At 68.2% G+C, this 13553-nt stretch carries 12 protein-coding genes and 1 pseudogene; 3 read left to right on the top strand and 10 right to left on the bottom strand.

Features of this window, described 5'->3' with window-relative positions; all coding sequences use genetic code 11:
• Nucleotides 1-27 precede the first annotated feature (27 nt).
• Genes ACF1B9_RS27635 through ACF1B9_RS27615 form a run of 5 tightly spaced genes read right to left on the bottom strand, consistent with a single transcriptional unit; the run spans nt 28 to nt 4105 of the window.
• Complete coding sequence (locus ACF1B9_RS27635) at nt 28-1302, bottom strand: cytochrome P450 (RefSeq protein ID WP_391740697.1); 1275 nt, start codon at nt 1300-1302, stop codon at nt 28-30.
• Nucleotides 1299-1919, bottom strand: a complete 621-nt coding sequence (locus ACF1B9_RS27630) for an ATP/GTP-binding protein (protein ID WP_391740696.1) — start codon at nt 1917-1919, stop codon at nt 1299-1301. The genes ACF1B9_RS27635 and ACF1B9_RS27630 overlap by 4 nt, the downstream gene beginning before the upstream one ends.
• Nucleotides 1891-2274 carry a DUF742 domain-containing protein gene (locus ACF1B9_RS27625; protein ID WP_391740695.1) on the bottom strand — a complete coding sequence of 128 codons (384 nt, stop codon included), beginning with the start codon at nt 2272-2274 and terminating at the stop codon, nt 1891-1893. Before ACF1B9_RS27625 ends, ACF1B9_RS27630 begins: the two co-directional genes overlap by 29 nt.
• Nucleotides 2271-2708, bottom strand: coding sequence for a roadblock/LC7 domain-containing protein (locus tag ACF1B9_RS27620; protein ID WP_391740694.1), 438 nt, complete (start codon nt 2706-2708; stop codon nt 2271-2273). The genes ACF1B9_RS27625 and ACF1B9_RS27620 overlap by 4 nt, the downstream gene beginning before the upstream one ends.
• Nucleotides 2709-2713: 5 nt before the next feature.
• A complete protein-coding gene (locus ACF1B9_RS27615) occupies nt 2714-4105 on the bottom strand; it encodes an ATP-binding protein (protein WP_391740693.1) in 1392 nt (463 codons plus the stop codon).
• Nucleotides 4106-5466: 1361 nt separating this feature from the next.
• Between ACF1B9_RS27615 and ACF1B9_RS27610 the strand changes: the two genes are divergently transcribed.
• Nucleotides 5467-7329, top strand: coding sequence for an ABC transporter ATP-binding protein (locus ACF1B9_RS27610; RefSeq protein WP_391740768.1), 1863 nt, complete (start codon nt 5467-5469; stop codon nt 7327-7329).
• A 77-nt stretch (nt 7330-7406) separates the two neighbouring features.
• Nucleotides 7407-8429 carry an NUDIX domain-containing protein gene (locus ACF1B9_RS27605; RefSeq protein ID WP_391740692.1) on the top strand — a complete coding sequence of 341 codons (1023 nt, stop codon included), beginning with the start codon at nt 7407-7409 and terminating at the stop codon, nt 8427-8429.
• Nucleotides 8430-8555: 126 nt separating this feature from the next.
• On the opposite strand, the gene ACF1B9_RS27600 is transcribed toward ACF1B9_RS27605, so the two are convergent.
• The 4 genes and pseudogenes from ACF1B9_RS27600 to ACF1B9_RS27585 all read right to left on the bottom strand — a co-directional run bounded on the left by ACF1B9_RS27600 (nt 8556) and on the right by ACF1B9_RS27585 (nt 9951).
• Nucleotides 8556-8885 carry a hypothetical protein gene (locus ACF1B9_RS27600; RefSeq protein ID WP_391740691.1) on the bottom strand — a complete coding sequence of 110 codons (330 nt, stop codon included), beginning with the start codon at nt 8883-8885 and terminating at the stop codon, nt 8556-8558.
• A 43-nt stretch (nt 8886-8928) separates the two neighbouring features.
• Complete coding sequence (locus ACF1B9_RS27595; protein WP_391740690.1) at nt 8929-9075, bottom strand: hypothetical protein; 147 nt, start codon at nt 9073-9075, stop codon at nt 8929-8931.
• Between the two features lie 200 nt (nt 9076-9275).
• Nucleotides 9276-9395 (bottom strand): annotated as a pseudogene (locus tag ACF1B9_RS27590) (aminoglycoside phosphotransferase family protein); the annotation flags it as partial.
• Nucleotides 9394-9951, bottom strand: a complete 558-nt coding sequence (locus ACF1B9_RS27585) for a CGNR zinc finger domain-containing protein (RefSeq protein ID WP_391740689.1) — start codon at nt 9949-9951, stop codon at nt 9394-9396. The gene ACF1B9_RS27585 and the pseudogene ACF1B9_RS27590, both read right to left, overlap by 2 nt.
• Before the next feature lie 133 nt (nt 9952-10084).
• On the opposite strand from ACF1B9_RS27585, the gene ACF1B9_RS27580 reads away from it, so the two are divergent.
• A complete protein-coding gene (locus ACF1B9_RS27580; RefSeq protein WP_391740688.1) occupies nt 10085-10966 on the top strand; it encodes a DMT family transporter in 882 nt (293 codons plus the stop codon).
• A 1327-nt stretch (nt 10967-12293) separates the two neighbouring features.
• On the opposite strand, the gene ACF1B9_RS27575 is transcribed toward ACF1B9_RS27580, so the two are convergent.
• Nucleotides 12294-13301, bottom strand: a complete 1008-nt coding sequence (locus ACF1B9_RS27575) for an LGFP repeat-containing protein (RefSeq protein ID WP_391740687.1) — start codon at nt 13299-13301, stop codon at nt 12294-12296.
• Between the last annotated feature and the right edge of the window lie 252 nt (nt 13302-13553).

Raw genomic sequence — 13553 nt, 5'->3', positions numbered from 1 at the left:
GACGATCGACTGCAGGTGATACGGCTTCTACGCCTTGGTGCCGCCTGGCGTCGGGGAGAGTGGCGCGGGGCTCCGGCTCCAGGGGGTGGCCCCGTTGGCGTCGGGGGTCAGCGGCGTGAATCGGGCCGGGAGCGCGGTGAGTGTCCGGTAGACAGCCCCGGGGCGGTAGGTCAGCTTGTCGGCGGAACTATCCAGTTCGATGTCCGGCAGGTAGGTCAGGAGCCTCTCGATGGCGGCGGTGGCGATCAGCATGGCGACGTCACGGGCGGGACATGCGTGGGGCCCTGCAGCGAAGGCCAGGTGCGCCTTGGTCCCGGAGCGATAGCCGTCCTTCGGCATGCCCGAGTGGGGGCAGGTGTTGGCAGCGGCGTACGACACCATGACGGGCGATCCTGCAGGGATGCGGGTGCCGTGGAAGGTCACGTCCTTCTTGGGGAAGTGGACGCTGTAGTTGGCCAGCGGCGCGTCGTGCCACAGCGCGTCATCGATGGCGTGCTGGATGGGCAGGCTCCCGGTGGTCAGGGTGCCGAAATAGCGGTCGTCGCTGAGCATGCGGACGAGTGTGTTGGCGATGAGGTTGCACAGTGGCTCGTTCCCGGCCCCAAGGGTGATGAGGATCTGATGGACGGCCTCTTCCTGGCTCAGCCCATTGGGGTGATCGATGAACCAGGAGGTCAAGTCGTGGCCGCGCTGCGCCGCCTTCGTCCTGTACAGAGTTTCGAGGTAGGCGCCGAACGACTGCCCGCCGGCTGCCTGTGTTTCCGGATCGCTGTCCATCATCGCCTCTAGCGCCCAAACGAGCCGGGGGCCCTCCTCGTCCGGCATGCCGAACAGAGCATTGAAGACCATCAGCGGCAGCTGCTGCGCGTACTGGCGGACGAGGTCGACGCTCCCGGTATCAGCGAATTCCTGAAGCAGTGTGTCGGCATAACGGAATGTCAGGACACGCACATCGTTCGGGTCCAGGAGACCGAAGCTGTCCGTGATCACACGTCGCAGGTGCGCGTGTGCCTCGCCGTCGGCGAAGAACAGACTCGGCCGCCACTCCACCAGGGGCCGGATCGGGCTGTCCTCCGGCACCTGCGGCAGCCAGCTCCGGGTGTCCTTGGTCCATGTATCGGTGTCCTGGAGGAGGTCAAGGGCGGCCCGGTAGTCGGTGATCAGGTTGACCACGAGACCGGGGGCCACCTCGGCTACGCCGACCGGTCCCTGCATGCGCAGCAGTTCATAGCTGCGCTGCGGGTTGGCGGCGTGTTCGGCCCCGTGGAGGGACACGGGTGCTTCGGGTGGTGTGAGCGTCACGAGGCGTTGACTCCGGCACGGGTTATGGAATGTTCGGTCAGTTTGATGAGGGCGCTGAGGCCGCTGTTCTTCTGTCGTGCGTCACAGGTGACCAGGGGGGTCTCTGGGGCGAGGTCGAGCTTCGAACGGATGAGTGCCAGGTCGTATTTGGGTGAGTCGGGGAAGACATTCACAGCGACGGCGTACGGCAAACCGCGTTCCTCGATGAGTTCCATCACTTCCCAGGAGTCTTTGAGCCGCCGGGTGTCGACCAGGACGAGGGCACCGAGCGCTCCGAACGCGATGCCTTCCCACAGAGGAAGGAAGCGGCGCTGCCCGGGAGTTCCGTACAGGTACAGAACGATCTTGTCGCCTGGCAGGGTCAGACGGCCGAAGTCGATGGCGACCGTGGTGGTGGTTTTGTCACGCAGGACATCGTGGCTGAGGTCGTCGGTAGCGACGGCGGCGTTCGTCATGACCTCGTCGGTGTGCAGGGTCGGAATCTGCGACAGCGACTTGACCACAGTCGTCTTGCCGATGCCGAGCGGGCCGGCAACCAGGATCTTGATCCTTCGGTGTTCTCCCTCAGGCAGGTAGACGGGAGGCGAGCTAGGCGGCAAGGAGAGCGTGGAGTCCACTCAGAACCTCTTCCAAGACTTCTTTCGACGGTCGGCCATCCTGCGACGCGCGCAGAGCGTCCGGGATCGGAACGGTGGCCTTTAACTGCCCGTCATTTACGAGTTGTTCGGCAAGTACCAGAGTCACGCTGACCGGGAGGCCGAGATAGCCGGCCAGTTCGACGACGCTGAGAGATCCGTCGGTAACGAGCTCGGTCACGCGCTGGTGCACCGCTGTGTGGAACCTGGCGAGGGGCAGACCGCTGGCGCGCAGGGCAGCCAGCGAATCGAGGGTGCCCGAGAGGCCGGTGCCGGGGCTGGTTCCGGTGGCCAGGTAGGCCGGAAGCAGACGTCGCTGTTCCTGGCCGCGACTCATGATGCCCCGTCACTGACACGGGCGGGAACGGACATTATCTGTTCCCCGAGTTTCATGGCCTGGCGGGCCATGGTGGCCGCGACCACCCCCATCGGCATGTCCTGATCGCCCGCCGCCGCGATCAGGGTGTTGGTTCCTTCGCCGACCGGCATGACCATGTAAATTCCCTGATCATTGTGTGAGGTGACGGTCTTGAGTGGAGTGCCTGGGGGTACTCCCAGAACAGCGTTGGTGGCGGCGCGGGAGGCGGAGTGCAACGCGGCAGTCATCGCACCGATGCCGTCCGCCTCGTCCTTGGTCAGGCTCTCGGAGGTGGCCTGGACCATCCCGTCGAGAGTCATGGTCAGGGCGTGCCGGACACCAGGGATTTCAGTGATGGGCTTCAGGACCCAGGCGGACGAGCCGGTCACATCGCGGTTTTCAGGCGTGATCACAGTGTTTACTCCGAATCGGTGACGGACCGGCCGTTGGTGAGGCCACTTTGGAAATCGCTCCAGAGGGCGCCGGTATCTTCCGGGTCCAAGGGGCGGGGGGCCACGGCGGCGTCGTCATGGGTGGCTGTCGCTGAGAAACGGCGGCGGCGCTGCGGCAGCTCCGTTGCGCCGCTTGGCTCGGACGGGGATGCCGGCGAGTCGGCAGCCGCGGGCCGCTTGTGGGCCTGAGGTGCCGCGGCAGGTTGGGGCGCCAGGACCGACGGAGGTGTTGCGTTTTCGTCCATCGACGTCAGCAAGTTCTCGGGAACTGACACCACAGCGCGCACCCCGCCATAGGGAGAGGAATTGTCGATGGAGACGCGGAGGCCGTAGTCGGCGACGAGGCGGCCGATGGCGGCGAAGCCCATAGACGGCGGGTCACCGAGCTCAAGGAGCATCACCTCTTGCTGTTCACCCGATATCAGACCTCGGCCGCGAGCGAGCGCCTCTGACGTCATACCCTTGCCGGCGTCGTCGATCGTGATGCACACACTGCCGTTGCCGGCCTGGACCAAGGTGACGTCCACCATGAAGTCGTCACGGGAGTGCTCCAGCGCGTTGGCCATCAGCTCGGCGCAGACCACAGCAACAGGCTCGGCCGCGCGCCCGACCACTCCGATGCTGGAAAGACTGTGCCGAGAAACGATGTTGACGCGTTCGAAACCGCGCAGTCGGGAGGAGGCGCCACTGACGACCTCACCCACGTAGGTGTCCTTGCGGACGTGACCCGGCCAGCCTCCGCACACGATGGCGGACCTCTGTGTGAGGCGCAGGTTCTGCTCATTGAGGTGGTCGGATTCAAGCAGGCTCTGCGTCAGACGGGGCGGCGCGCTGAACTCGTGCTGAAGACCCACGATATTCGTCTGCAGCCGGTAGGAAAGAGCCTGAGACTCCTGAGTCGCGCCGCGCAGGGCGGCCCGAGCAGCTGCGTCGATGCGGCGCCGTTCCTTGAGGACGATGCCAGAGACGGCTTCGGGCAGCGCGTCGAGGAGCTGTGCGGCCTCGGACCCCACGAGGTTCTTGTGCAGCAGTCCGGGGACCGGGTGATGAGAGCTGATCAGGTGCAGTGCCAGAGCGGGGAGCCGCTGGGAGACCAGGTGACGTACTTCGTCGAGAAGCTCCGCCTCGCGGGTACTGACTTCCTGCGTGCGGGACTCTGCGGTCTGCCTTTTCTGCACCTCGGTTCGGGCGCGGCCCTCGGCAGCCTGCGCACGGGAACTGGCGGCCTGCGCCTCCGCGGACAACTCGCTGCCCCGTCGTATGTGTTTGCGGCGCGAGCGTGCCAGGAGCAGCGCCCAGACTGCTAGGAGAAGGGACAAGACGCCGAGGGCAAGGGCGATTTTTGAGGACAAGATCACGGAGAGTGGTCCTAGATGTCGGGGGTCGAGCCTTCGAAGAACGGCGCAGCGGTTCGCTCCCCTCAGAGGGAGGTGAGCACGGTCTCCGGAGAACTGGCGGGCAGGAGTAATGTGTGGCAATTCGTGAACAGTCCGTGGACCGTTCGTGCAGGGTGAAGAGGTGGCACCGCAGACGAACGACTGCGTGACCGAGACGAGCCCGGTGAATCGCCCGAACCGGCCAAGGCTCTGACGGCGCGATCCCCCACGAGGGACATTGGCCGTCCAGCCCGCCTCGCGGGCAACTCCCGGCCTGGGAAACAGTCGCAGGGCGGAGCCCGGTGAACGTGAATGAACAGGTTCATCAGAGCTCCGATGAGGACGGCGAACGCAGGTTCCATCTGAGCCTTCCCGCCATCCCACGCACTCGACTCGCGGCCTTGCCACTTGCTAACGCGCGGTCAGCTTACTGGAGTTGATCTGTGTACGCAGCGTTGATGGGCCCCACAATCACGAACCAGGTGATCTTTGTATGCCGAGTTCTCGCCGCTCACACGGCGTGAGCGATGTCACTCTCCGGCAGCGTGCCCGGGTGCAGACTGTGGACGACGCCGATGTCGCCGACGTCGCCGAGCCGGCGTGTCCCGCGCTTACACCGCCGTGCTCACCATCGGAGGTACCGTCGCAGGCCACCATCACCACCGCCGCTGACCCCACCACCTGGATGCGCACCGATCGACTCGACCACCGCGGCTCTCAGTACACCCCCTCCGCACACCGACCAGGCGAGCAGATCACGAGGCATCGGCTGCAGGGTTGGCGTTCGCTCGTGGCCCGGGGGGCGGCGTCAGGCGTGCCAGGAGGCCGCAGCGGGCGACAGTGGTGAGCCCTGCGGCAATCACCTTGGCGCTGGCGAGCCGGCGGCGTGGCTGCACCGCAGGCGTGTCCCGAGCAGGGTCAAGGGCTGATCGAACGAGTTTGAGCGGCGACACCCCAGAGCCCGCACGCCCCGCCCCCGGCATGAGAACGCGCGTTCACCGAATGTCCTCCGATCGGGCCGTGACGGGACCAGATCCAGCGCGTTTTTAGAGCATCAGTGCCACACCGACGCCCAGACGGAGGAACGCCATGCACCCCACCCCCGCCCCCTTGCAGCAGCCTCCCGGAATCGAACAGCGGCCCGGCGTGATCACACACAACATTGACGGCAAGCTCACCTCAGAACGTCCGGATACGGGGTGGGCGGCATGAGTGAGCCCACCGATGCATCAGCCGACAGTGTTCCGGGACCGCGCACCACCCCCGCGGCGTCCCCCACCGCGCCGTCCGTGTCCGCACTCTCGCCGGCGGGCACTCCGCCCGCGCCCTCTCCCGAGCCGCAGATGCGGTACGTCGACCTGACCGGCAGCCGCGAGGCAGCCGGCCGCTCGATCCGGATGCGTGACATGGCCCGCCGCCTGCCGCAACTGGTGCGCCGCTCGCTCGCTCTCGCCTGGCGCGTCGACCGCCGAGCGACCGTCGGCCTCATGCTGTGCCAGACCGTAACCGGCGTGATGCAGGCCCTGGGCCTGGTCGCCATCGCCGGCACCCTGACCGCCCTGCTGCGCGACGGGGACGTCTACCACCGGCTCCTTCAGGCATGGCCCTCCGTCGCCCTGCTCGCCGGTGCCGCCGGCGTGCGCGCGCTCCTCGGAATCACCGTCAACTGGCTGTCCTCCCGGCTGGGTCCGCTGATGTCACGCGAGGCCGAGCAGATGCTGCTGACCGGCTGCGCCGAGGTCGAACTGTGCGCGTACGACGACCCCGATTTCAACCGCGACCGGGAAGCCGCCGACCGCGGCGCCCAAGTCACCGGCGACCTGATCAACGAGGGCCAGGACCTGATCGCCTCGGGCGCCGGCTTCCTCGCCGGGGCGATCGTGCTGACCGGCGTGCACTGGGTTCTTCTCCCGCTCCTCGTCGCAGCCAGCCTGCCGCAGGCCCTGGCCCAGGTCAGCGCCGCGCGCGTCCGGTACCTGGCCAACCTCCGCAGCAACGGCGACAACCGGATGCTGTCGGTGCTGCGCTGGCACATCTACACCAAGGACGCCGCCGACCAGATCCGCGCCGGCACCATGGCCGGCTTCCTGTCCGGCCGGTACCGGCACACGGTCGCCCGGATCAACCGCGAGGACCGGGCCGCGGCCGACCAGGGCGCCCGGATGTCCCTGGCCGGCGCGGTGTGCGGAGGGCTGGGGTCGGCGGTGGTGTGGGCGGCCGTCGTGTGGCTGCTCGCGACCGGCCGTATCACCGTCGGACATGCCGGCACGGCCGTCTTCGCCCTGCAGACCGTCGGCATGTCGGTCCGCGGCCTGGTGGCCGTCGGCGCGCGCGCCGTACGGACCGGGCTGTACATGGACGACTGGACCGGCTTCCTCGACAGGGCCGGCGGCTTCCGCATGCGCCGGGGCCCGCACCGTCCCGAGCCGCCGGAGACGATCGAGGTCAAGTCGGTCACCCATCGTTACGCCGGCAAGGACCGCGACGCACTGTCCGACGTCTCCCTCACCTTGCGCCGGGGCGAGGTCACCGCGCTGGTGGGCTTCAACGGCTCGGGCAAGTCCACGCTGTCGAAGCTGGTCAGCGGCCTCTATCTGCCCACCGACGGGCAAGTGCTCTGGGACGACGTCCCCACCGGCGACGCCGACCCGCAGGCCCTGTGGCAGCAGGTCGCCCTCGTGCCCCAGGACTACGCGCACTGGCCACTGACCGTTCGCGAGAACGTGACCCAGGGACAGCCCACCGCGCGCGGCGACGCGGCGGTCCACGAGGCATGCCAGGCAGCCGACGCCGACGAGGTCGTCGACAGGCTCGGCGCCGGCCTGGACACCCTCCTGGCCCGCGAGTGGCTGAACGGGGAGGAACTCAGCGGCGGTCAGTGGCAGCGCATCGCCCTGGCGCGAGCGTTCTTCCGCCAGGCCGGTCTGCTGGTCCTCGACGAGCCGACGGCGAACCTGGATCCCCGCGCCGAGTACCGCATCTTCCAGCGGCTGCGGGCCCTCGCCCGGGACCGAGCGGTGTTGCTGGTGACCCACCGCATCACCAACGTCGCCGTCGCCGACCGCATCGTGGTCCTCGACGAAGGCCGCATCGTTCAGGAGGGCACCTACGCCCAGCTCTCCCGACAGCCCGGTCTGTTCCAGCAGTTGCTGTCCTACCAGATCACGTCCGAGCCGGACGGCGAGAAGCACGAGACCCCCGCATGAGCGGCCCCGGCGCCTCCTCAGTACGCCCTGCCGGAGCGGCCGCCCCTACGGCCGTTCCGCCGTCCCGAGGTGATGACGTGCCGCTCACCCGTTCTCACATCCGCACGACCGCCGAGAAGTACCTGGCCCGGCATCCGCACGAGCGGGAATCCCTCGCCGGGCTGCTGTCCGTCCTGGACGGGGCCGACAACCCGGCCGGCCGTGCGACGCTCCCCGGCCACGTCACGTGCAGCGCAGCAGTCATCGACCGGGAACAACGGGTTCTGCACATCGGCCACATGGCCACAGGGCTGCTTCTCGATCCGGGCGGCCATGTTGAGGACGACCGGACGCTCCTGGCCGCGGAACTGCGGGAAGTATGCGAGGAGACCGGCCTCCGGCCGGGCGACCTGTGCCTGACCCCGCAGTTCCTCGGCGCTCCGATCGACATCGCCGTCCACGACATCGACGCCAACCCTGCCAAGGGCGAAGGCGCGCACCAGCACTTCGACTTCCGCTTCGCCTTCTACCTCGTGCCCGAGGAGCACCCGCAGCTCACGTTGCAGGACGAGGAGGTGACCGACGCCCAGTGGCTTGAGTTCGCCGACGTCAGGTCCCCGACCTTGCGCGCCAAGCTCCTGGACGTCCGCGACCAGGGCCTCGACGGGCGGCCGGAACCCGTCAACGCCTCCGCGCTGATCCACGACGGCCACGGCAGATACCTGCTCCACCTGCGGGACCAGCGTGAAGGCATCTGGGCCCCCGGCACGTTCGCTCTCCTCGGCGGCGGGCCGGGTCTCACCGGTCCCGACGCCGCGGTCGTGGAGTTCGCGGAGCGGGCGGTCGGCCGGATCACCGGGTGGACGGACACGTCGTGGGCGCGCGAGAACAGCCGCGTCTGGCGTGCCCACGGCGCCCAGGGTGCCGCCTGGTATGTGAAGGTGCACCAAAGCGAGCGGTTCCACGGCAGGGAGGTGCGTGGCCTGCGGATGTGGGCGCCGGCGCTGGGCGCGGCCGCGCCCCGGCTGGTGGCTGCCGACGAGACGCTGCGGGCGGTGGTGATCACCGCGGTGCCGGGCCGTCCGCTGCACGGTGTGGTCCCTTCCAGCGTGCCGCCTTGAGGACCGGGAGGGCAGCGCGGGCGCTCCACTCGGGGACCGTGCGCGAGTGATGCGCGGATGTCTGTGTGGATCAGCCCCGGGGCTGCCGTCAGCTTCTGCGGCGTGGCTGTCGGCAGCCTTCCCGGTTCACTTGGTCTTTTCTGTGAGGATGCGGGCGACGACAGTCGGGTCGTCCGGAGTGATCGTGGGGCGTACCCGGCGGCCGACGTCGATCACGAGTGCGACGCTCTTCTTTGGCCGGTTCGGATCGAGGTTCCACCAGTGGACGAAGTCTCCCGAGCCCCAGATGCGCCACTTCCGCACCCTGTTCACGCCGGTCAGAGGTAGCGTCTCAACGCCCCTGATCGACGTGTAGAGGATCCGCTTCGTTCCCCACGGGTAGTAGCGGCGGATGGTGAGCCCCTGATCGTCGCAGAGGATTCCGCCATCGTCGTAGGCGGCCGTGTTCACGCTCATCTGCATCTCCTGAAGTTCAACCAACTGCCTGCGGGGCGGCGTTTCACGGGGTCTCGGGGGCGAGGACGAAGATTCCAGCGACCTTCTCGTCCGTGTCGAACGCGACGCGGGCTTTCATGTCGCCGGCCTCGTAGCGCAGCGGGATGTCGACGACGGTGTGGTCGCCGATGCGGCGGACGAACGTGGTCATCGCCGACCTGCTCGGCATCCACCCCAAGACAGCCGAACGCTGGGCCACCCTCGTCGGCGGGAACTGTCCGACATACTTGGCAGCGCGACGGGCCGCCACGCAGGGCTAGGCAGTTGTCAGGCGAATTGCTGTGCTCAGCCATTCTGAGGCACAGGACGCCCTGGCACCTTCCGTGTCCCGGCCCGCCTTGGCTCATTGGCTCAGCCCGGCACGTCCATCAGCGCGGTGCCATAGGCATCCAGCCGCTCCTCTACGGCTCGCGTCGTCAGCTCTGTCCGCCCTGCCTCTCGCCATGTCTGCGCCACCGACTGCACTTCTTTATGCTCGTGGTGTTGTTGGTCTGGTTGTCGGTGTCGCGCTTCCGTGGCGTCGCTCGCGGTGGCGGGCCACGGCATCGTTGTTGGCGCAGCGCACTGAGCAGTAGGCGCGTCTGCCGTTGCGGGAGGTGTCGACGAAAGCCAGAGCGCAGTCGCGTCGTGCACAGCGTCCCAGCCGCTGGGCGTCGGCGGAGCAGATGACGTAGGCGAGTCCGGCCGCGGTGATGGCGCGGATGTGCGCGGCCGGGTCGGCGCCGGTGGCGCTGTAGTGCAGGTGGGGCCGTCCATCGTGCAGAGAGATACGGGGGCTGCTCGAAGCGTCGGCGAGGAGCGCATTGACTGCATCGCACCGCTCGTCGAGGTTCTGTCGCCCGAAACATGCGGCCAGGCGTCGGCTCCATGTCCAGATGGTCTCGGCCTGCGCAGTGGTGAGCGTGCGGTTCACCACGCCGTGCACGGCCAGGAGCGGTTCCAGGTCTGCGGAATGGGGTGCCTCGGTCAGGTTGACCAGGTCAGCGGCGAGTCGGGCGGCCTCACCGCCGTAATGGTTGAACTGCATAAGACAATTACATCATCGTGTGGCTCCGGGTCGCACCGGGGCGACAGGCTGAAGCGCCGTATGGCCGTCGTGGCCTGCTGGACGACACCGGATACGACGAGATCTCGGAGGCACGATGGTGCAGGCTGTCCGCTTGCCGTGGCAGGGGACCGCGACGGCGCCGGCGTTGATGCTGGTCCAGATCGCCAGTCTTCAGGCGGGGTCGGCCGTCGCCAAGGAGGCGTACGCGTCCGTCGGTCCCTCGGCTCTGGCCGGTATGCGGCTGTTCTTCTCCGCCGCGATCCTTTGGCTGCTTGTCCGGCCGTCACTGCGCAGAGTCACGGCGGTGCAGTGGCGTGCAGTGATCCCGCTCGGCTTGGTCTTCGCGGCCATGAATGTGGCGTATTTCCAGGCCATCAGCCGCCTGCCGATCGGCGTGGCCGCGACCGTGGAACTGCTCGGCCCGCTCGCCTTGTCGATCGCTCTGTCCCGCCGGCTGGAGCATCTCGCGGTGTCGTTGCTGGCACTGGCGGGCGTACTGCTGCTGACGGGCCCGGGTGCCTCGCTGCCCGCCGCCGGGCTGGTGCTGGGAGGCGCCGCCGCGCTGTGCCGGGCCGGGTATGTGGCCCTGAGTCGGCGGGTCGGCCGGCTGTTTCCCGACTGGACGGGCCTGTCGCTGGCGCTGGCCTGCGGTGCCTGCGTCCTGACCCCGGTCTCCGCTGTCACGGACGGCGTTGCGGTGGCGAGCCACCCGGCGGTTCTCCTCACCGGTCTCCTCGTGGCTCTTCTGTCCTCGCTGATTCCGTACGCGCTGGACATGACGGTGCTGCGGCGTATCGATGCCCGCGCCTTCGGGGTGCTTCTCGCACTGAGCCCCGCCGTGGCGGCGGCCGTCGGTTTCCTTCTGCTGCGCGAGCAGCTGACCGTACGCCAGCTGGCAGCGATCGCGCTGGTCGTCCTGGCCGGTGCCTGGTCGGTGCGGCGGGCTGGACGGCCTGCCGCACCGGAGGCCCGGCCCCACACCCCTGACAGCTGAACCTTCTGCTTGATGTAATGGTTGAAGTGCTATAGACGGTGACAGCATGTTGGTGGCATGACACCCGTGCCCTCGGTCACCGTCACGCCGTCGCAGGACCGCTGCCCCGTCTGCCATGAGCCGACTGAAGGGGAAGCACGGTGGTGGACGCTGCGATCCCGCCACCGTACGTCCGAGGGCGAGGTCGAGTACTGCACCGGTGGCTGCGGTTGCCTCGTCGTCCTGGTCAACGGCGAAATGGTTAAAGCTCTCCCCGCCGACCGTGGGTGAAGTACGAGCGGAGCCGTCGGCATCAGGGCCCAGGTTCAGGCCCAGGCCACTCTGCGGCGTGGGGGCGGCACCCCGGAGTCAGGCGGCTCCCCTCCCTCATCGCGAGCGAGACGGGCCACCCATTGCGGCGAAAGCCGTACGCCTCATCCGTGCAACCGCCGGCCCCGGCCCGATCAACGGCACCGACGCGTGGAGCTCCATCCGCGGCTTCCGGCTGGAGACGACCGACGGCCCGCCGTGCCCCGACCTCATCCGGCTCCTCGGCGACGGCCCCACCGAGCTGGGCTGGGAAGTCGCTCACAAGAGGTGCACCTGTCTGTGCGGCCACACCCACGCCGATGTGGGGTGCAACATCACTTCCGGGAGCCCGGTACAGGAGTGCTCGTGTACTACTCCAACACCAAGTGGGGCCGCCCCCGACGACCGCCGCCGGAAAGTCATCGCCGAGATGAACCGCGAGGCCTTCGCGTGAGCCTCTCCGGCCAGGACGAAGGAATCCTGGCCGCGTCCCGCCAGTCCGGCCGACAGTGAGCTGGAGCCGTCTACACGTTCGGGTTTGGTCTACGACTTGTGTGCCGCATCCCTTGCCTGCGCAACAGAGCTGCTGATCAGGGGCGTTTCTTCGCAACCGGGGCGGCCGACCTCGCCTCACTGTGTGCAGCCGTCACTCCCGTCGGCGGAAGAACCGCCGCGCGGCGGGGGCAGGGGGGCAGTGGTTCTCCCTGACCTGCGGATACTCCCCGCTCCCCTTCAGATGCTGCCGCCAAGGGCGTTGACGCGGTTTGCGTACTCACGGCGGGCCTTGCGCTGCGCCGGGATCGCCGGGGCGCCCGCGGCCCGCTGTTCCCTACGGGTCCCGACAGGGGAAGCCCGATTCCGCTGGGGCTGGTTGTTCACTCCAACGTGCAGGGTGAGAACGGGGGTTCGCTCGTAGCCCTGCTTCGGTCCGTCCGGGGGGCGCAGACTGCACCCGAGCGGCCCTGACTGAAGGGGTATGGATGTGCGTACGCCCCGCCTCCTCGACCACCGAGGGGCGGTGCGTACAGGGTGCTGCTGGTCAGTCCCACTCGCAGTGGTGGCTGAGGAACTTCGTCAGGCTGGTGGCGTCCTCCATGCCGATGTCGCTGCGCCACGATTCGAGGTCGAAGCTGACGCCGGTGTTCCACTCGCCGGGCAGGAGTTGGTCGGCGAACTTCGCGTGGCAGGCGTACTGCTCGTACAGGGAGTTGTGTTCGGTCTGGCTGACGTCGTTCGGGTACGGGGCGAGGGACCACATCTGGTACCAGCCGCCTTGGAAGTCGGTGCGAGCGTTGATGAACCCGGCCTCCGTCGGGAACGCGCGGACGACGACGTTGCTCGTGCCGTACGGGATCTCGACACGGAGTTCACGGAACCAGTCTGTGCCGGTGGTGCCGGAATAGCCGACGCATTCGCCGGTGCAGCCTTCGACGCCGTTGCCGGCGGACCAGAACAGAACAAGGTTGTTCTTCGAGTAACGCTGATAGATGGACTTGTAGCTCTCGTCCCACTGCTCATCCGAGGTGGGGTAGCCGAACGCCCCGCCTTCCCATCCGTACTGGCCCCAGAGTTCGCCGATCTTCCCCCACACGGGGTGTGCACCGTAGGAGGGGTGCCAGTAGACGGTGCCGCCCTGGAACGTCTGCCGCTTGCCGGTGCCGTCGGGGTTGGTCAGCTCGCCGGACGTGGGGTAGCCGAGCTTGCCGGTCTCCCAGCCCAGGGCCGCCCACTTGTCACGGATCGCGCCCCATACGGGGTGTGCGCCGGTCTGCGCGGTCCAGTAGATGCTGCCGCCGGTGAAGTGGTTGTAGCGGCCGGCGCCGTCAGGGGTGACCAGTTCGTCGGTGGTGGGGCAGCCGAGCGGCCCGCCCTTGCCGCCGGTGGCGTTGTAGGCGATGAGGATGTCCCCGCCGACCTGGTAGCCGCACATGTCCACAGCGGCGGCCGTGGGTGCCTGTACGAGGAGCGCGGCGAGGGCAGCAAGCGCGAGGGCTGCAGCCTGGATCAGTCGGGTGGTCCGCTGTAAGAGCTTGGTGCGTGGTGTCATGCGGTGCTCCTTTTTGCCGGGATTCTGTGTGGCCGCCCCACTGTAGGGTGAGAAACGCATCGTACGAGGGTCCTCCACTGCGACCGTCTCGCCCCGCGCATCCAAGGGTGGGCGCCGTTCGGCCATCCCCGCCGACAAGACCGAGGACGTGCGCGCCGCGTACCTGGAGGGGCGTTCGATCGCCGCCCTCGCCCGCGAACACGGCGTCAGCCGCGGCGCCCCGCCAGGAGTCGGTACGGCGATCCCGGATCT

Source organism: Streptomyces sp. NPDC014727 (assembly GCF_043083485.1).
In the GTDB taxonomy this organism is placed as follows: Bacteria; Actinomycetota; Actinomycetes; order Streptomycetales; family Streptomycetaceae; genus Streptomyces.
The sequence above is the reverse complement of the archived record's forward strand: the minus strand, read 5'-3'. Positions and strand labels throughout refer to the sequence as shown.